Here is a 17,076-nt window from a genome sequence, read left to right on the forward strand (position 1 = left end):
TATCCCCTTCCGTTCAGCCATCGGCCTGTAACAGCCCGACGGATTCTTTTCTGGTTGACAACCATCGTCTCGGAACCAACGGATGGGGGTAACACTATTTTTTGACGGTTCTAACTACACTTAAGGATGGGTAACCGTCCCCGCCCGCGATCCTTCCTGATGACAGGATGGCCTGCCGGTCCCTATCCAGCTGTCGCGAACATGATCTCTGCCGCACCATCCGGTGTCATGTCCGGGTGAGCTGCCCACCAGGCCGCGCAGGCAGCGCGCCAGCTGTCGAGGTCGTCCTCATGGCCGCTGATGGTCACCGTCGATCCCGACACCCGGGCCACTGCGGCGCCACAGCAGTAGGCTCCGTCGTCGGCCGTGATGGCCGGGTAGTCCTCATAGAGTTCGCCCAAGGCACGGATCATGTAGTCCGGACGCTCGTCCAAGCGCGCAGCCAGGGCCGTCTGGACGGAATCCACGCCCGTGAGGACGAGGGCTGTGGCCATGCCTGCGCGGTTTCCACCCAGGATGTCGGTGTCCAACCGGTCCCCAATGACGAGGGCGCGTTCGACTCGGGAGTGGCGCGCCGCCGTCTCGAAAAGGGCGGCTCCTGGTTTTCCTGCTACCAAGGGCGACTTGCCGGTGGCCGCGGCAACCGCAGCCACCAGTGACCCGTTGCCGGGAGCGAACCCCCGCTCCTGTGGAAGGGTCATATCCATGTTCGTTGCAACCCAAGTGGCGCCCGCTGTGATCGCGTAGGCGGCTTCTGCCAAGTTCTTCCAGCCGAGGTCGGGGGAGAACCCCTGAATGACAGCGTCTGGCCGATCACCCGCTGTAGGCACGACGACGAGTCCCTGCGCCCTGACAGCGTCCTCAAGGATCTGACTGCCGACGACGAGCACCGTCGCGCCTGCGGCAACCTCGCCGGCCAGCAGCTCTGCACCGGCCAGCGCAGATCCGAAGACCTGCTCAGCAGTGGCAGGTGCCCCCAACTCCCGAAGATGGGTGGCAACCTGCTCTGATGAGCGTGACGCATTATTCGTCACGTACGCCAGGCTCTTGCCCTCTCCTGCGAGCTTATCGAGTGCGTCGGTGGCGCCGTCGATCGCCCGCGATCCCGTATACACCACGCCGTCTAGGTCCGCGAGCACTCCGTCAAAGCCATCAATTAGCCGCCTAGTCATGGCTCGTCTCATCTGCTAGAGCTTCTTTCCGGCTGATCCGAGGGAGACAGCTGCTTCGACGAGGCGGGCTGCGAGCCCTGCTTCGGCCGATGCTCCCCAAACGCGGGGATCGAACGTCTTCTTGTCACCGACCTCGCCATCGACCTTCAGGACGCCGTCGTAGTTTTTGAACATGTGATCAACGATCGGACGCGCGAACGCGTACTGGGTGTCCGTATCGATGTTCATCTTGATAACCCCGTAGGACACCGCGTCGGCGATCTCCTGTTCGGAGGAACCGGACCCTCCGTGGAACACCAGGTCAAACGGCTTATCTTTACTGATCTTCTGACCCACCCGGTCCTGAATGTCCTTGAGGATCCCAGGACGCAACTTCACACCACCAGGCTTATAGACACCGTGCACGTTGCCGAAAGTCAGCGCCGTCAAGTAACGCCCAATCTCGCCGGTGCCCAGGGTGTCAATGGTCGCCAGGGCGTCCTCAACCGTGCTGTAAAGCTTGTCATTGATCGCGTTCTCAACCCCGTCCTCCTCACCGCCCACGGTGCCGATCTCCACCTCCAGGATGATCTTCGCAGCAGCAGCCCGGGGCAGAATCTCCTGCGCGATCCGCAGGTTCTCCTCAAGGGGCTCGGCCGAACCATCCCACATATGAGAGTTGAAAACCGGGTCACGACCGTTCTTCACGGCGTCCTCCGACGCCGCGAGCAGAGGCAGCACAAAATCATCGAGCTTGTCCTTCGGACAGTGATCGGTATGCAGCGCGATGTTCACGTCGTACTTCTTGGCCACCTCCTTCGCGAAAGCCGCGAAACCAAGCGAACCGGCAACCATGTCCTTCACGCTCGAACCCGACCAGTACGCAGCCCCACCCGTGGAAACCTGCACGATGCCATCAGAACCCGCCTCAGCGAAACCACGCATCGCGGCGTTAAGAGTCTGTGACGACGTCACGTTCACCGCCGGATAAGCGAAACCGCCCGCCTTCGCGCGGTCAATCATTTCGGCGTAAATGTCCGGTGTAGCAATGGGCATGGCAACTCCTATATTCAGTCTGTTGATGGGCTCTTTCCTGCTGCCCGGCAAGAACCACTCCCACCTTTGCCGGAGCGGCACCGATGCCTGGTCAAGCGCTAATTCAGTCGGCAATCTCTCCGACGGTTTCATAAGTGGCGATCTTGCCAATGCGACGCACATGGCGCTCAGCATTACTGAATGGTTCCTCGAGAAATGCCTTGATCAGTTCGGTGGCCTCCTCCAAGGTGTGCTGACGCCCGCCCACTGCCACCACGTTGGCGTCATTGTGTTCGCGGGCCAATTTAGCGGTGTCGAGGTTCCATGCCAGGGCTGCGCGTACGCCTTTGACCTTATTCGCGGCAATTTGCTCGCCGTTGCCTGACCCACCCAGGACTATCCCGAGGGCATCCACACCCGCAGCCCGATCGGCCACGACCGCGGTTGCGGCATTGATGCAGAACACCGGATAGTCATCCTCGGCGTCGTAAACCGCAGGCCCGTGGTCCACCATCTCGTAGCCATATGAGGACAGTGCGGTGATGAGGTGGGAGCTAAGCTCCATGCCGGCATGATCGGTTGCGATGTGAACGCGCATAAGTGGTCCTCCAGACGTGGTTAGGTGGTTCAATCCGTGTTCAGAGTTGTTGAGTTGAGCGCGAGTTGACCGTTCGCGCGTAGTGACTCGATGGCGTCCGCAGGTGACGGCTTGCCGTACACCGCCGATCCAGCCACGAAGACGTTGGCGCCGGCTTCCGCGGCCCGGGTGATCGTTTCCTCTGTGATGCCGCCGTCAACTTGGATGGCTACGTTCACCCCGGAACCCTCTACCGCAGCGCGGGCACGGCGGATCTTGGGCAGCACGACGTCCAGGAATGCCTGTCCACCAAATCCTGGCTCCACTGTCATGAGCAACAGCATGTCCAGTTCCGGAAGCATATCCAGATACGGTTCTACTGGCGTGGCCGGACGCAATGCCATACCTGCCTTGGACCCACGCGCGCGAAGCTCGCGGGCAAGCTTGATGGGGGCATCGGACGCTTCGACGTGGAATGTCACCGAGCTCAGGCCGGCATCTGCGAACTGCGGGGCCCACCGGTCCACATTGGAAATCATTAAGTGGGCGTCCAACGGTACCGGGCTGACCTTCTGCAGCCGTTCCACAACGGGCAATCCGATGGTCAGATTCGGCACGAAATCGTTGTCCATGACATCCACGTGCACGGCATCGGCGTTGCTGATGAGGGCCAGCTCTGACTCGAGGTTGACGAAGTCGGCCGAGAGGATGCTGGGGTTGATGCAACACTTCAAAGGTGAATTGGACATGGTATCTGCCTTTCGGTATCGGTCAGTGCTTGCGAATCGGTGCCGAGGACGCGTGCGCGGAAGTTAAGCGAGGAGTCACCCGCTGCCACACAGGGCAAGCAGGTGACCCCCACCTAAATCGCGGCCGTATGTAGCACCGGGGGACGTCGTAACTGGGAATCCTTAGCTGACCAGGATTCCTTCGGTGCGCGCGCTGGCGAGGGCGCCTTCGACATCGGCCAGGAGTTCCTTCCAGCTGACGACAAACTTATCGAGGCCTTCGGTCTCGAGTTTCTGGACAACATCCTCGTAGGAGACCCCGATCGCCCGCAGCTCATTAAGAACCTGATTGGACTCGTCGTAGGTGCCGGTGATGGTGTCACCGGTGACGACGCCGTGGTCGGCCATAGCTTCGAGGGTCTTCTCCGGCATCGTGTTGACGACGTTCGGAGCGACGAGGCCCGCGACGTACAGTGTGTCCGGAAGGTTGGGGTCCTTGACGCCTGTCGATGCCCAGAGGGGACGCTGCGCGTTGGCGCCCGCGGCCGCCAGTGCCTGCCAGCGCTCCGAGGAGAACTGCTCCTCATAGATCTTGTAGGCCAGGCGCGCGTTAGCGACACCGGCCTTGCCCTTGAGCGCTTTTGCCTCGTCCGTTCCGATCGCGTCGAGCCGGGCATCGATCTCGGTGTCCACACGGGATACGAAGAAGGAGGCTACGGAGTGCAGCTTGGAGAGGTCGTGTCCGTTTTCCTTCGCTTGTTCGAGTCCCGTCATGTAGGCGTCGATGACGGCGCGGTAGCGCTCCAGGGAGAAGATCAGAGTGACGTTGACGCTGATGCCGGAGGCCAGTGTTGAGGAGATGGCTTCGAGTCCCTCGAGGGTCGCCGGGATCTTGATGAGAACGTTGGTCCGCTGCACTTTGGCGTGCAGGCGCTTGGCTTCAGCGATGGTTCCCTCGGTGTCCCATGCCAGGCGCGGGTCCACCTCGATCGAGACGCGGCCGTCGGCACCGTTGGTGCGCTTGGCCTCCTCGGCGAAGATGTCACAGGCCTGCGCGACATCGTGCGTAGTGATGTCGAAGACGGCCTGGTCGACATTTGCGCCGGCTTCCGCAAGTGCTCCAAGCTGGGCGGCGTAGGACTCGCCGTTCTTCAGCGCAGCAGCGAAGATGCTCGGGTTGGTCGTGACGCCCACAACGTTGAGATCCTCGATCAGGTGCTTGAAGGCGCCCGAATTGATTCGCTCACGCGAGAGGTCATCCAGCCAAATGGAAACTCCGGCAGCCGAGAGGTCTGCCGTGGGTGATGTGGTCATTAGTGTGCTCCTTCTCCGCTTCCGCGGAACTCTTGGACGGTTCTGAAGGGACCGGTCTAATACCAGGTCCCTTCAGAACCAGATCTTGGGAACGGTTCAAAGGGCCCGTTCCTGCCTACAGCCCTACAGCTGGTCGCCGGTCTCCGTCGCGCGGGTACCGGACGGCATGGCTGCCGTGCCGTTGGGGGCCAGCGGATCGGACGCCGCGGACTCCAGGGAGTCCTTGGCGGCCGCGACGACCGCGTCGGCAGTGATGCCGAACTTGCGGTACAGCGTCTTGTAGTCGGCGGAGGCGCCGAAGTGCTCGAGCGAGATGCTGCGGCCTGCGTCGCCTACTATCCCGGTCCAGCTCTGCGCGACGCCAGCCTCAACCGAGACCCGAGCGCGGACGGAGCGCGGGAGCACGCTGTCACGGTACGACTCGTCCTGGGCGTTGAACCACTCGAGGCATGGCATGGACACCACGCGGGCCGAAATCCCCTCCGCTTCGAGGTTCTCGCGTGCCTCCACAGCCAGCTGCACCTCGGACCCCGTGGCGATCAGGATGACGTCGGGGGTACCGTTCTTCGCTTCCGCAAGCACATAGCCACCCTTCGCAACGCCTTCGGCCGAAGCGAACGTATCGCCATTGGCAACACCGTCGCCTCTCTCGAAGACCGGAACGTTCTGACGCGTCAACACGATGCCGGCGGGGTTGTCGGTGTTTTTGAGGATGGTGCGCCACGCAACCGCCACTTCATTGGCGTCAGCGGGCCGGACGACGTCGAGGCCCGGGATGCTGCGCAAAGAGGCGAGCTGCTCGACAGGCTGGTGGGTAGGTCCGTCCTCGCCCAAGCCGATCGAGTCGTGCGACCAGACGTAGATAGCCGGAACACCCATGAGGGCACCCAGGCGCACTGCAGGCCGCTGGTAATCGCTGAAGATTAGGAACGTACCCGAAAAGGCGCGCATGCTGCTGTGCATCACAATGCCGTTGACGATCGACGCAGCAGCGTGCTCGCGGATACCGAAATGGAGAACGCGCCCGTACGGGTTACCCTTCCACGCTTCAGTGGACCGGGAAACGGGGATGAACGACGGCGAGCCCTCGATCGTGGTGTTGTTCGATTCGGCGAGGTCCGCGCTGCCGCCCCAAAGCTCGGGAAGGACGGGGCCGAGCGCGTTCAAAACCTTGCCGGACGCGGCACGGGTGGAAACGTCCTTGCCCGGCTCGAAGCTGGGGAGGCCAGCAGCCCAGCCTTCTGGCAGCGTACGTGCCTCAATGCGCTCCAGCAACGCCGCCTCTTCGGCGTGCGAGGACTTCCATGCGTCAAAGTCCTCCTGCCAGGCGGCGTGGGCCTCGGCGCCCCGCTGCACGACACCGCGTGCGTGCTCAAGAACCTCCGGGTCGACGTCGAAGTGCTTCTCGGGGTCGAAGCCCAGAACTTCCTTCAGGGCCGCGACCTCGTCTCCGCCAAGAGCGGATCCGTGGATTTTGCCGGTGTTCTGCTTCTTCGGGGCGGGGTAGCCGATGATGGTGCGCAGCGAAATGATGGACGGCTTGGAAGTCTCGGCCTTCGCCGCCAGGAGTGCAGAGTAGAGCTCCTGTACGTCTTCGGCGTACTCACCCGTCTTGGTCCAGTCGACACGCTGGGTATGCCAGCCGTAGGACTCGTAACGCTTGAGGACATCCTCCGTGAAGGCGACGTCGGTGTCATCCTCAATGGAAATATGGTTCTCGTCGTAGAGCACTACGAGGTTGCCGAGCTCCTGATGGCCCGCGAGAGACGACGCTTCGGAGGTCACGCCCTCCTGGAGATCGCCGTCGGAGGCGATGACCCAGATGGTGTGGTCGAAGGGGCTGGTGCCCGCGGGAGCGTCGGCGTCGAACATCCCGCGCTGGCGGCGCTGGCTGTAGGCGAACCCGACCGATGTCGCGAGGCCCTGGCCCAGCGGGCCAGTGGTGATCTCGACGCCAGGAGTGTGCCGGTACTCCGGGTGGCCCGGGGTTAGGGAGCCCCAGGTGCGAAGCGCCTTTAGGTCATCGAGCTCGAGTCCGTAGCCGGACAGGAAGAGCTGGATGTAGAGGGTCAGCGAGGTGTGGCCCGGGGAGAGGATGAACCGGTCACGGCCCGTCCACTCAGGGTCCGACGGATCGTGCCGGATCAGCTTCTGGAACAGAAGGTACGCCGCCGGGGCCAGGCTCATCGCCGTACCCGGGTGACCGTTGCCCACCTTCTCCACGGCATCGGCCGCGAGGACACGGGCGGTGTCGACGGCCTTCTGGTCGAGCTCGGTCCAGCTTAACGTTGTCGATTCCTCGGTAAGCGTCGCAGTTACTGTCGGATTCACGATTTATCTCCTTCGATTCGGTCATCCGGCCTTAGCGGCCGCGTGGATGCTTTGTGGCTGATATCCATGATCCTGAAACCAATGGGTAGGGGTAACACTGTTTTCTGACGGTTCTAACTACACTTAAGGGTTGGTTAGGGTTTCCGCTCCCGCTAGTCTGGCTGAATGAGTCTTGCTACGAACCAGCCCCGGAAGGAATCGGCTGAGTCCCCTCCAGACTTGCCGTGGCCCCTGCTGCAAGCCGTCGCAGCGTTGGCCGATGCTCCACTGACTGAAATAGCGGAGCGACTACGTGATGCCACACTCCCCTTCATCAGGAGCAGCGCTCTAGTCATCTTCACCGAGGATTGCACGGGGCGGCCGCAGAAAAAGGCGGGGGAGGAAGAAATCATCTCCCGGGTCTCCATCGCCGAGCTTGACACCCTTCGCTCAACCCTTTCGGATGAGGAGCCCTTTCTTGGGGAAGCGGAACTCGCCGGCCGGGCCCGACCCGTGCTCGCGCTGAAACACGCCTCCAGCAATGCCCTTCTCGTCCTGACCGACCCTCACCCGGCAGATCCAGGACACAACACCGGACTGGACATGGTGACGTATCTATGGCGCATCGCTGCCCGACGGATCCAGGAGAAAGTGGTCGACGCCCCGCCGTCGTATCTGCTGGAGTCGCGGGCAGCCTCAGCTGAACGCATCCGCGTGACGGCGGAACTGACCGATCTACACTCCACGACCTTAGAGACTCTCCTTGCAGCCCTGCGCTCATCATCCCTGGACGATGCAACAGCCCGCTCAACCGTCACTGACCTCACCGCCAAGGCCCTAATCAAACTCCGCACCCTTAGCGACCGCACGACAGACTTAGTCGAAGAGCCCGTCGCCAAAGCGTTCGAACGTCTCCGGGAGGACCTACGGCCACTAACAAGCTTCAGTGGCGTTGAAGTCCAGTTCATCGAACCACCCCTGAACGGAAGGGCCCTGCCCGGCGAGGTTGCCCATGCAGCACGGGCCATCGTCCGCGGACTCGTACTGGCCATGATGGAACAAACCGACATCAGCAGAATCCGCACCCAGTGGGATTGCGACGGCCAGAACCTCCTGATCAACATACGCGACAACGGCGGCGGTGCATTGACCGCCGATACCCCGAGCATCAGCGGCCTGGAACGGCGGGTCAAAGCGCTTACCGGACAGCTACGAATGGATGTCATGTCCGGTTGGGGTGCGGACATCTTCGTATCACTTCCCCTGGACCTACCCACACGCACATCCGGCGATATTGCGGGCTGGAACCTAGCTGCCCGGGAACTCGAAGTCCTTGAACACCTAGTGGCCGGACACCGCAACCGCACCATCGCCTCAATACTGGGCATTAGCGAAAACACGGTCAAGTTCCACATACGGAACCTATTCAAGAAACTCGACGTCGGCTCACGTAGTGAAGTCATCGCCCTAGCCCACAGCAACGGACTCCGATGAATTGGCCTGCCCAGGCATGTTGCTACTGGGCGTAAGGCGGCGACCGCGTGATTCCTGGAAAGATCGACCAAGATCTTTTCCTTTGGAGGGTTCACTCGGCAAGCCCACCCGGCTCTATTGACCCTCGACGCTATTTGTCAGAACAGCTCGAGCAGGCCTCGCCCGATATCTGACGCGTTCCATGCTGACCTACGTTCATCAACGCGTTGATGAACGCCGGCCGGGCGGCAGCACTTGGAGCGACCCTGCCCGGCGCAACCTGGCAGCGGCAGGACCCATTACGCCGCGAACCTGTTGTCCGTGACCCGAAGATATCCTCGCATTCACACCATTCCCTAAGGGCTTGTGCAGGAGCGGCTCAACCGGGAGATCTCCAAGCGACCGGGTGCTGTTGGGCGGAGATGGAGGAACCCGACTCCGAACTGGCGTTCAGCGTCTAATCAACAAAACGAGAATCACGTGCGGTCATACCGGCGGATTATCCACGCTGTGGACCGTGCCTACGCCAGCAAGACATGCTCACCGTATCCGTGGTTATTTGCGCCGCTGTGGTGGGTTTGGTTTGGGGTTGGGCGGGTGGTGTTTGTGGTTTGTTGTTGTGGTGGCGGTGCCGGGGTGTGATCTGGATCTCGTGATGAGCGGCGCGTTGGGGCGGGTGAGCGGTGTGGTGGGGCGGGCGGGCGGTTGTCTCTGTCGTCGGGGTTCGGGTGGGCCTACGGTTGTCTCTCAACTGGCTCGGATGAGTCAGCGGACTTCTGGATATGTCTGTTGTGCAGGGAGTCCGGATAACACATTGATGTGAATTCACGAGGAGGTGATGTCCAGTGACGATTGCTGAAGAACTGATTAGTGAAGAACGGGCGGAACTGCTGGCCAGGCTTGGTTTGGACGGACAGAACAAGGCGTCGATGGGCCGGGTGCTGGCGACCGGTTCCATTGCTGAGGCGACCGAACGTGCCGACGGCACGATGGAGGCGACGATCCGGATCAAGGAAGACGAGGTCTGCTGGGAGCCGGATATCCTGGTCCTGCCCCACGGCGGTGAGCTTGAACTGACGGTCATTAATGATGACAAGAACACGCATGCCTGCCTGCTGCCCAGCAATGGCGACCAGAAGTTCCTCTGGCTGATGAACCATTCCAAGGGCCGGGCGAAGATCACCCTGGATGGCCCGGGCTACTACTGGTACAGCTCGCCGGGAGGCAACGACGAGGGCCGCGGCCTGACCGCCGCCATCGTTGTCCAGGGCGAGGTGCCCCCGGAAGCCAAGCTGGATCGCCCCGACCAGCCCCGCCCATAGAAAGGGATTGAACCGATGACACTTGAATATGTGGACGCCGGCGAGGCGATCAACCACAGCGCATTGAGCGCCGTGCCCGGTATCGCGCCCGCGGTAACGGACAACGTCGATTACGAACGTCTCCTGAAGGCGCGTTCGGAGTCGCAGAACTGGCTCACGTACTACGGTGCCTATGACGGGCAGCGGTACAGCCTGCTGGACCAGATCAACACCGAGAACGTGAGCAAGCTGACCCCTGCCTGGATCTTCCAGGCCGGGCAGTCCGGACAGATGGCAGCTGCGTCGACGTACGCGTTCGAAGCCTGCCCCCTGGTCGTCGATGGCGTCATGTACGTCACCGGCTGGGACGGCTGGTTCTGGGCTCTGGACGCGGTGACGGGCAAGGAGCTCTGGCGCTACAAGCATGCGGTGCCCTTTGATGTTTCGCTCTGTTGCAGCAACGTCAACCGTGGCTGCGCGGTGGCCAACGGGAAAGTCTACTTCGTGACCCCGAACGCCCAGCTGCTGGCGTTGGACGCAACCAACGGCGAGAAGGTGTGGCAGAGGACCATCGGCGACGTGCGTGCGGGTGAGAGTGCCTCGATCGCCCCGACGGTCATCAAGGACACGCTCATCACCGGCAGCGCCGGCGGCGAGTTCGGTGTGCGCGGCCACATCGACTGCTGGGACCTGGAGACCGGCGAGCAGCGCTGGCGCACTTACACCGTGCCCAAGCCCGGCGAACCGGGCTCGGAGACCTGGCCCGCCGACGGTGAGGCCTGGGCGCGCGGTGGTGCGAACCACTGGGTTAGCGGCACTTATGACCCGGAGCTGAACCTGTACTACGCGGGCACCGGCAACCCGGCACCCGACTTCGACGGGGCGGTCCGCGAGGGAGACAACCTCTACACCGACAGCGTCGTCGCGCTGAACGTCGACACAGGCGAGATCCAGTGGCACTACCAGTTCACTCCGCACGACCTGTGGGACTACGACTCCACGATGGAGATGACCCTGTTCGAGCGCGACGGCAAGAAGTTGCTGGGCCACTTCGATAAGAACGGCTACTTCTTCGTGCTGGACCGCACCAACGGTGAGCTGCAGCACGTCACTCCCTTCGTGGACCGGATCGACTGGGGTGTCATCACCCGGGACGGGAAGGTGACTCCACGGAAGTACCCGGACAAAGAGGGCGAACCGGTCCACTTCTACCCCGGCCCGGCCGGTGCGAAGGAATGGACGCACGCGGCGTACAGCCAAAAGACCGAGCTGTTCTACGTGCCGGTGGCCGACGTGGGTGCTACCGCGACCCGGCGGCGTCGCGAGTTCAAGGAAGGCATCCCGTATTGGGGCGCTGCTGTCCAGGTAGACATCGACGACATGGCCGGATCGGTCAGCGCGTTCGACACCTACGGTGAAGAGAAGTGGCGCTGGCGCATCGACTACCCCATGGCCGCGTCCGTGCTTGCTACAGCAGGCGACCTGGTGTTCGCAGGCACCCCGACGGGTGAGTTCGTCGCCCTGGACGCCCGGACCGGCGAGAAGTTGTGGGAGTTCCAGTGCGGCAGCGGACACCACAGCAGCTGCTCGACCTACAGCGTCGACGGCAAGCAGTACGTCGTCGTCCCGGTCGGTTGGGGCGGATGGCTCGAAGGCATCGTCCCCGGAATGCTCGGCGCCGGCCACGGCAGCGCCGTGATCGCCTTCGCCCTGCCCGACTGATTCCAAGCCAAGCACCCATCCAGAGACAGAAAGGAAAAAGGATCATGAGCGTTGATAACAATCTGCAGAAGTGGGAAACGCCCACGCTCGCGGAAATCCGCGTGTCCGCCGAGGTAACCGCCTACGTGGCCACCCGGGACTAGTACGCCAATCCGGTGGGGTGTCGGGCCAACTCGGCCCGGCACCCCACCGGCAACACAACGAAAAGGGAAAGGGTGTGATCGCTGATGTGGATGCGCGTACTGGGATCGGCAGCCGGCGGAGGATTCCCGCAGTGGAACTGCGCGTGCCCCCAATGCCGCGCGGTACGAAGCGGCGAGCGGCCCTGCGTTCCACGCTCCCAGTCGTCCATCGCGGTCAGCGCTGACCGGCAGAAGTGGTTCCTGATCAACGCCTCACCGGACATCCAGTCACAAATAGAGTCCTTTCCCGCCCTGCATCCCGACGACGGCAGTGTGGCTCGGCTGCAGGCCGTGCTGCTCACCGACGCCGAGCTTGACCACACGCTCGGCCTGCTGCTGATGCGGGAGGGTCGCGGACTTGAGGTGCACGCGACGGAGTCGGTGCACGAGACCCTCACCACCGGAACCGGGATACTGCGGACGCTCGAAGCGTACTGTCCGGTCACCTGGCGACCGGTGGTCCCCGGCACCGAGGTGGTGCTAGGCGAGGGGCTGTCGTATCGCGCGTTCGACGTCCCCACCAAGAAGCGGATGCGCTTCACCGGGGCTGCGGCGAACGGTCGGGTCGTGGGTTACCGCGTCACCGACACCACCAGCCGTCGGAGCCTGCTCTACCTCCCGTGCGTGCAGGAGCTCACGCCCGACATCCTGGAGGAGCTGTCGGACTCCTCGGCCTTGCTGGTCGATGGCACCTGCTGGCGTGATGACGAGATGCCGAGCCTCGGCCTGGCTAACAAAACCTCGCGTGACATGGGACACGTACCGATTGATGGGCCGGGCGGTAGCCTCGGCCTGCTGTCGCCGCTACCCATTGATCGCAAGATCTACATCCATATCAACAACACCAATCCGATCTTGCTCGACGACTCGCCGGAACGACTGCACCTCGACCGGCATGGCATGGAAGTCGCCGTGGACGGGCTGGAACTAGAGATTTAAGGAGCATTGATGACGGCAGTACTCACACCCGATGAACTCGAGGAGACGCTCCGCAAGCACGCCAAGCAGTACCACAGCGAGCATCCCTTCCATCGTCGGATGAACGATGGACGTTCCAGTCGCTTGGAGATCCAGGGGTGGGTGGCCAATCGCTTCTACTACCAGCTGAACATCCCCCGGAAGGACGGGGCGATCCTCAGTAGCTGCCCAGACCGTGACGTACGGCGTCGCTGGGTCCAGCGCATCATTGACCACGACGGCACCGCCGGAGAAACCGGTGGAATCGAGTCGTGGCTGCGTCTAGGCGAGGCCGTTGGCTTGACTCGTGAGGAGGTCGAGGACTTACGGCACCTGCGCCCGGGTGTACGATTCGCCGTTGACGCATACGTAAACTTCACGCGCACCCGGCCGTGGGTGGAGGCGGTGGCATCCTCGCTGACCGAGTTGTTTGCACCCGACCTTATGGCAGAACGACTCGCGGCATTCGAACGCTATTACACCTGGATCGACCCAGAGGGTCTCTCCTACTTCCGGGCTCGCATTACCCAAGCGCCACGCGACTCGGAGCACGGTCTTGAGATCGTGCGGAAGTACTGCGTTACCCCAGAAACGCAGGCAGCCGCGGTGGCGGCGCTGTCCTTCAAGTGCGACGTGCTGTGGAGCATGCTGGATGCGATTGACCAGGGCTATGGAAAGCTCTGACGAGGCCGTCCGGCCGCGGCTGGCGCCGCACGTGCGGATGGTCTACAACGCCGCGCGCGGGGAATACGCGCTGCTCTCACCGGAGCTGGTTTTGGTCATCAACGCCACCGGCGCCGCGATCGTGGAGTTGTGCGACGCCCAGCGGACTGTCGCAGAGATCAGCGCCGAACTGCGCAGCCGATACGACCAGGTCGCCGACGGCGACGTTCAACGCTTCGTGGCCGATCTCGTCACCAAGCATGGCATGGAGATAGAACATGGATAAGCCTTACGGGCTCCTCGCTGAGCTCACGTACTCCTGTCCTCTGCAGTGCGCCTACTGCTCCAATCCGCTCCAGCTCGACGACTATCGTGACGAGCTGAGTACCGAGGAGTGGCAACGAGTATTTGCTGAGGCCGCCGACCTGGGTGTGCTTCAGCTGCACCTCTCGGGCGGCGAGCCTCTGCAGCGCCGCGACATAGTCGACTTGGTGCAGTCAGCCAACCAGCTAGGCCTGTACACCAACCTGATCACCAGCGGGCTTGGCTTATCCACCCGTCGTGCCGAGCAACTCCGCAACGCAGGCCTCGACCACGTGCAGCTCAGCATCCAAGCCGATGATCAGGCCCTGTCTGACCAGATCGCCGTCACTACCTCGTTTGAGCGCAAGCAGGTGGCTGCACGGCTCATCAAGCAGCTGGGCTGGCCACTCACCCTCAACGTTGTGCTGCACCGGCAGAACATCGACCGGATCGGCGGCATGCTCGATATGGCGGTGGCGATGGAGGCCGACCGTATAGAGCTGGCAAACACACAGTATGCCGGCTGGGCAGGGCTCAACCAGGCCGAGCTGCTGCCGACCAGGGACCAGCTGGAGCGCGCGGAGGCGGTGGTGCGGGCGGCCCGAGAGCGGCTCGGGAACCGCATGGAGATCATCTACGTCATCCCCGACTACTACAGCAAGTACCCCAAGCCCTGCATGGATGGCTGGGCCAGTCGCCAGTTCACCGTGGTGCCAAACGGCGAGGCGCTGCCATGCCCGGCCGCCCATGAGGTGGCCCGCGGCCTTGACCTTCCTCCTGCCAGCGTGCGCGAGCACTCCCTGGAGTGGATCTGGGAGAAGGCACCATTGTTTCAGCAGTTCCGCGGCGACGCGTGGATGCCGGACCCGTGCCGCAGCTGTGAGCGCAAAGAAATCGACTTCGGCGGGTGTCGCTGCCAGGCCTTTGCGCTCACCGGCGACGCCGCCCGGACTGACCCGGTCTGTCATCTCTCTCCCGACCACGGGCTGGTCGAGGCGGCGGTAGCGGCAGCAAACGACCCGATGCGGCCGCAGCACGGCCCGCTGATTCCCCGCCAGCAGGTGGGCCGCACGAAACGGACGACTACGTCGACGCAGGGAAGGACGGCGAGAACGCCCGTCCCGCTGTCCCCCACCATATTGAAAGGTTAATGATGATCCCCCTAATAACACTCGGATTCGACCTGGGCATGGACAACTTCCGGACATCGATTGCGCTCTGGGGGGTCAAACCATGAGTTCGATCATCCTCTTCGCCGTCGGCGCAGCGCTGCTCATCTACTCCGCCGAAAAGCTCATCGGCTACCTCGTCGGAGTAGCCCGTGGACTCAGGGTCTCCGTCTTCTTGCTCGCCATCATCTTCACAGGCATCGAGTTCGACGATGTCATCCTCGGTGCTGTCCTCAATCTCGAGGACATGGATGGGGTAGCAGTGGGCATCGTGTTCGGAACCGGGCTGTCGATGATCGGGATCGTGCTCGCGCTCGCTGCGATCATCACGCCGTCCAAGGTGAACATTCCGCGCGACTACCTGTTGATATTCGCGCTCTCACCCGTTGTCATGATCCCGTTCATCCTGACACCACCGATGACCGTCATTGACGGCGTCATTTTGATGGCGCTCTTCGTGGCCTTCATCTCCTATGTCATTGTTCGGGAGTCCCGAGCGGACCGACCGGTATTCCGGGATGCCGAGATGTACGAGGCCTACGCCCTGGCCCGGGAGGCCGGAGGGGGTACCTCTGTTCTGGAACGCCCCATCACAGTTGTCGGAGACGGCGGCGGAGGAGGGTTCTCCGGGGCGCGCGAACGGCGGGAGTTCGCGGCCAATATCCCGCTAGCCGACGCGAAGGAGCGATCCGGCTGGAGGTGGCTGCTGCTATCCGCCATCGCACTCGCAGGCGTCATCGCCGGTGCCTCTCTGACAGGTATGGGAACCGAGGGCATTCTGGAGGAATTCGGGCTGGTGGGAACGGTCTTTGGGGCGACCATCGCCACGGCCGTCCTGACCATCGAGGACCTCTTCCTGACGGTGGAGCCGGCGCGCCGGGGTGCGCCGGAGATCGGAGTGGCGAACGTCATTGGCAGCGCCGTTTTCTCGGTCACCGGCAAGCTGGGCATCATTCTCCTGCTCGGAAGCCTCGTCCTGGATTCTCATGTGCTCACCTGGCACCTGCCTGCGCTGATCCTGCTGACCTGGCTCGGGGCGTACTTCCTCGCCACGGGGCATCTCAGGAGATGGCACGGGTTCGTCCTGCTGGGCCTATACATCGCCTACTGGGCGCTGACCTTCTTCGGCCTCGGAGAAGTGCCGATCGAGATGGACTGACGGAGAGGATGACGATGGATAGCCGCAACGACCGCGCTGACGGCTCAGCCGGCCAGGGTACCGCGGTCGGGCGTCCGCCATGCTACCGCTGTGGGGAGGCCTACACCTCGGCGGATGACCACCGGCACACAGAGCCAGTGGAGTGCACTGTCTGCGTGCGCTGCAAGGGAAAGCCCGCTTGCTACACGTGTCGGAACATGTACTGCGCATGCGAAGTGCACCAATACTGAAGGGATCGGCGCGACGATTAGCACCGTCGCGACGCCACTGGGGGTGTCCGTAGCTGCCATCGCGAGCCCTGCTGAGCACGGGTGGTCGGTGAGTAGAGGGAGCGCACTCCCCACGGCCCACCTGACCCACCAATCGTTGGTTCTTCGGATGTGGGAACACCGCCCTTCTGGCCAGACCGTTGCAAGGCGGAAAGGAGGTGGTGATCGACTTTGGCACAGATGGCTGTTGCCATGGCACTGCGGCGACGGAGCTCCTGCCCGACTTCCTCCAGTCCGGATCCGGACTCCAGCAGTTGTATCGCAACCGCCAAACTGAAGCTCGACCACCGCGGCGACTACGAGTCCCAAGCCGCAGCGATCCGGCGATCACTGGGCGGCTTCATATAGGCCGTGAATCCCTGCGCAGCTGGGTCGTTCAGACCGATTTAAGTGGCAACGGCGGAACAGGAACGGATAAAGGCGCTCGAGCGTGAGGCCAGGGAGCTCGGCGCAGATCGCCCGTCCACCTTCTACGCCGCGATCAAACGGGGTGCTTCGAAGCTCGGTCACCGATACCGGGATCCATGAATGTCCTGCGGACGCTGCACGGCTGGTTGCTCGCATGGTCGATGTAAGTCTCATGGATTCCAGACATGGGTACTCCGCGCGGCGAGGCTCGAACCTCAGATGCTTAGCGCATGACGTACCGCGCGAGTGTTCCGCCGGGACACCGGAACCATAGTGCGCTCGGGATTGTCCATGACCAGAACCAGTTCGCCCTTTTCTCGACGTTCGATCTCTCGAATCCGGCTGAGGTTGACGA

16 protein-coding genes are annotated in these 17,076 nt (G+C 62.7%); 9 read left to right on the forward strand and 7 right to left on the reverse strand.

Annotation, left to right across the window (positions count from 1 at the left end; all coding sequences use genetic code 11):
• Positions 1-182: 182 nt before the first annotated feature.
• From RIF85_RS09710 to tkt, 6 genes are all read right to left on the reverse strand, one after another.
• Positions 183-1,172, reverse strand: a complete 990-nt coding sequence (locus RIF85_RS09710) for an HAD-IIA family hydrolase (RefSeq protein ID WP_309071709.1) — start codon at positions 1,170-1,172, stop codon at positions 183-185.
• Between the two features lie 15 nt (positions 1,173-1,187).
• Positions 1,188-2,207, reverse strand: a complete 1,020-nt coding sequence (gene fbaA, locus RIF85_RS09715) for a class II fructose-bisphosphate aldolase (protein ID WP_309071710.1) — start codon at positions 2,205-2,207, stop codon at positions 1,188-1,190.
• A 103-nt stretch (positions 2,208-2,310) separates the two neighbouring features.
• Positions 2,311-2,784 (reverse strand): ribose-5-phosphate isomerase, encoded by a 474-nt coding sequence (locus RIF85_RS09720; RefSeq protein WP_309071711.1) that lies wholly within the window; start codon positions 2,782-2,784, stop codon positions 2,311-2,313.
• 29 nt (positions 2,785-2,813) lie between these two features.
• On the reverse strand, positions 2,814-3,512 hold the full coding sequence (rpe, locus tag RIF85_RS09725; RefSeq protein WP_309071712.1) for a ribulose-phosphate 3-epimerase: 699 nt from the start codon (positions 3,510-3,512) through the stop codon (positions 2,814-2,816).
• A gap of 162 nt (positions 3,513-3,674) precedes the next feature.
• Entirely contained in the window at positions 3,675-4,805 is a 1,131-nt protein-coding gene (tal, locus tag RIF85_RS09730) for a transaldolase (protein ID WP_309071713.1), read from the reverse strand.
• Positions 4,806-4,928: 123 nt separating this feature from the next.
• Entirely contained in the window at positions 4,929-7,136 is a 2,208-nt protein-coding gene (gene tkt / locus RIF85_RS09735; RefSeq protein WP_309071714.1) for a transketolase, read from the reverse strand.
• A 165-nt stretch (positions 7,137-7,301) separates the two neighbouring features.
• On the opposite strand from tkt, the gene RIF85_RS09740 reads away from it, so the two are divergent.
• The 9 genes from RIF85_RS09740 to RIF85_RS09780 all read left to right on the forward strand — a co-directional run bounded on the left by RIF85_RS09740 (position 7,302) and on the right by RIF85_RS09780 (position 16,044).
• Positions 7,302-8,609, forward strand: coding sequence for a LuxR C-terminal-related transcriptional regulator (locus tag RIF85_RS09740; RefSeq protein WP_309071715.1), 1,308 nt, complete (start codon positions 7,302-7,304; stop codon positions 8,607-8,609).
• An 824-nt stretch (positions 8,610-9,433) separates the two neighbouring features.
• The gene (locus RIF85_RS09745; RefSeq protein WP_309071716.1) at positions 9,434-9,910 is read left to right on the forward strand and encodes an MSMEG_3727 family PQQ-associated protein; all 477 of its coding nucleotides are present in this window, start codon (positions 9,434-9,436) and stop codon (positions 9,908-9,910) included.
• Between the two features lie 15 nt (positions 9,911-9,925).
• A complete protein-coding gene (locus RIF85_RS09750; RefSeq protein ID WP_309071717.1) occupies positions 9,926-11,611 on the forward strand; it encodes a PQQ-dependent dehydrogenase, methanol/ethanol family in 1,686 nt (561 codons plus the stop codon).
• A gap of 44 nt (positions 11,612-11,655) precedes the next feature.
• Positions 11,656-11,754, forward strand: a complete 99-nt coding sequence (gene pqqA, locus RIF85_RS09755; protein WP_309071718.1) for a pyrroloquinoline quinone precursor peptide PqqA — start codon at positions 11,656-11,658, stop codon at positions 11,752-11,754.
• Between the two features lie 84 nt (positions 11,755-11,838).
• Complete coding sequence (gene pqqB, locus RIF85_RS09760; RefSeq protein WP_309071719.1) at positions 11,839-12,732, forward strand: pyrroloquinoline quinone biosynthesis protein PqqB; 894 nt, start codon at positions 11,839-11,841, stop codon at positions 12,730-12,732.
• Between the two features lie 9 nt (positions 12,733-12,741).
• Positions 12,742-13,434, forward strand: coding sequence for a pyrroloquinoline-quinone synthase PqqC (gene pqqC, locus RIF85_RS09765; protein ID WP_309071720.1), 693 nt, complete (start codon positions 12,742-12,744; stop codon positions 13,432-13,434).
• Positions 13,421-13,699, forward strand: a complete 279-nt coding sequence (gene pqqD / locus RIF85_RS09770) for a pyrroloquinoline quinone biosynthesis peptide chaperone PqqD (protein WP_309071721.1) — start codon at positions 13,421-13,423, stop codon at positions 13,697-13,699. Before pqqC ends, pqqD begins: the two co-directional genes overlap by 14 nt.
• Entirely contained in the window at positions 13,692-14,867 is a 1,176-nt protein-coding gene (gene pqqE, locus RIF85_RS09775; RefSeq protein ID WP_309071722.1) for a pyrroloquinoline quinone biosynthesis protein PqqE, read from the forward strand. Before pqqD ends, pqqE begins: the two co-directional genes overlap by 8 nt.
• An 82-nt stretch (positions 14,868-14,949) precedes the next feature.
• Entirely contained in the window at positions 14,950-16,044 is a 1,095-nt protein-coding gene (locus tag RIF85_RS09780; RefSeq protein WP_309071723.1) for a hypothetical protein, read from the forward strand.
• 892 nt (positions 16,045-16,936) lie between these two features.
• Here the strand turns inward: RIF85_RS09780 and RIF85_RS15940 are convergent.
• Positions 16,937-17,076, reverse strand: a 140-nt coding sequence (locus RIF85_RS15940; RefSeq protein WP_375164426.1) for a LytTR family transcriptional regulator DNA-binding domain-containing protein, incomplete at its 5' end; no start/stop codon positions are given.

This window comes from Arthrobacter sp. (genome assembly GCF_031179385.1).
Taxonomy (GTDB): domain Bacteria; phylum Actinomycetota; class Actinomycetes; order Actinomycetales; family Micrococcaceae; genus Arthrobacter_D.

Excerpts from the sequence above, each read along its gene's own strand:
- RIF85_RS09710 (WP_309071709.1), bottom strand. The coding sequence starts at position 1,172 with ATGACTAGGCGGCTAATTGATGGCTTTGACGGAGTGCTCGCGGACCTA.
- fbaA (WP_309071710.1), bottom strand. The coding sequence starts at position 2,207 with ATGCCCATTGCTACACCGGACATTTACGCCGAAATGATTGACCGCGCG.
- RIF85_RS09720 (WP_309071711.1), bottom strand. The coding sequence starts at position 2,784 with ATGCGCGTTCACATCGCAACCGATCATGCCGGCATGGAGCTTAGCTCC.
- rpe (WP_309071712.1), bottom strand. The coding sequence starts at position 3,512 with ATGTCCAATTCACCTTTGAAGTGTTGCATCAACCCCAGCATCCTCTCG.
- tal (WP_309071713.1), bottom strand. The coding sequence starts at position 4,805 with ATGACCACATCACCCACGGCAGACCTCTCGGCTGCCGGAGTTTCCATT.
- RIF85_RS09740 (WP_309071715.1), top strand. The coding sequence starts at position 7,302 with ATGAGTCTTGCTACGAACCAGCCCCGGAAGGAATCGGCTGAGTCCCCT.
- RIF85_RS09750 (WP_309071717.1), top strand. The coding sequence starts at position 9,926 with ATGACACTTGAATATGTGGACGCCGGCGAGGCGATCAACCACAGCGCA.
- pqqA (WP_309071718.1), top strand. The coding sequence starts at position 11,656 with ATGAGCGTTGATAACAATCTGCAGAAGTGGGAAACGCCCACGCTCGCG.
- pqqB (WP_309071719.1), top strand. The coding sequence starts at position 11,839 with ATGTGGATGCGCGTACTGGGATCGGCAGCCGGCGGAGGATTCCCGCAG.
- pqqC (WP_309071720.1), top strand. The coding sequence starts at position 12,742 with ATGACGGCAGTACTCACACCCGATGAACTCGAGGAGACGCTCCGCAAG.
- pqqD (WP_309071721.1), top strand. The coding sequence starts at position 13,421 with ATGGAAAGCTCTGACGAGGCCGTCCGGCCGCGGCTGGCGCCGCACGTG.
- pqqE (WP_309071722.1), top strand. The coding sequence starts at position 13,692 with ATGGATAAGCCTTACGGGCTCCTCGCTGAGCTCACGTACTCCTGTCCT.
- RIF85_RS09780 (WP_309071723.1), top strand. The coding sequence starts at position 14,950 with ATGAGTTCGATCATCCTCTTCGCCGTCGGCGCAGCGCTGCTCATCTAC.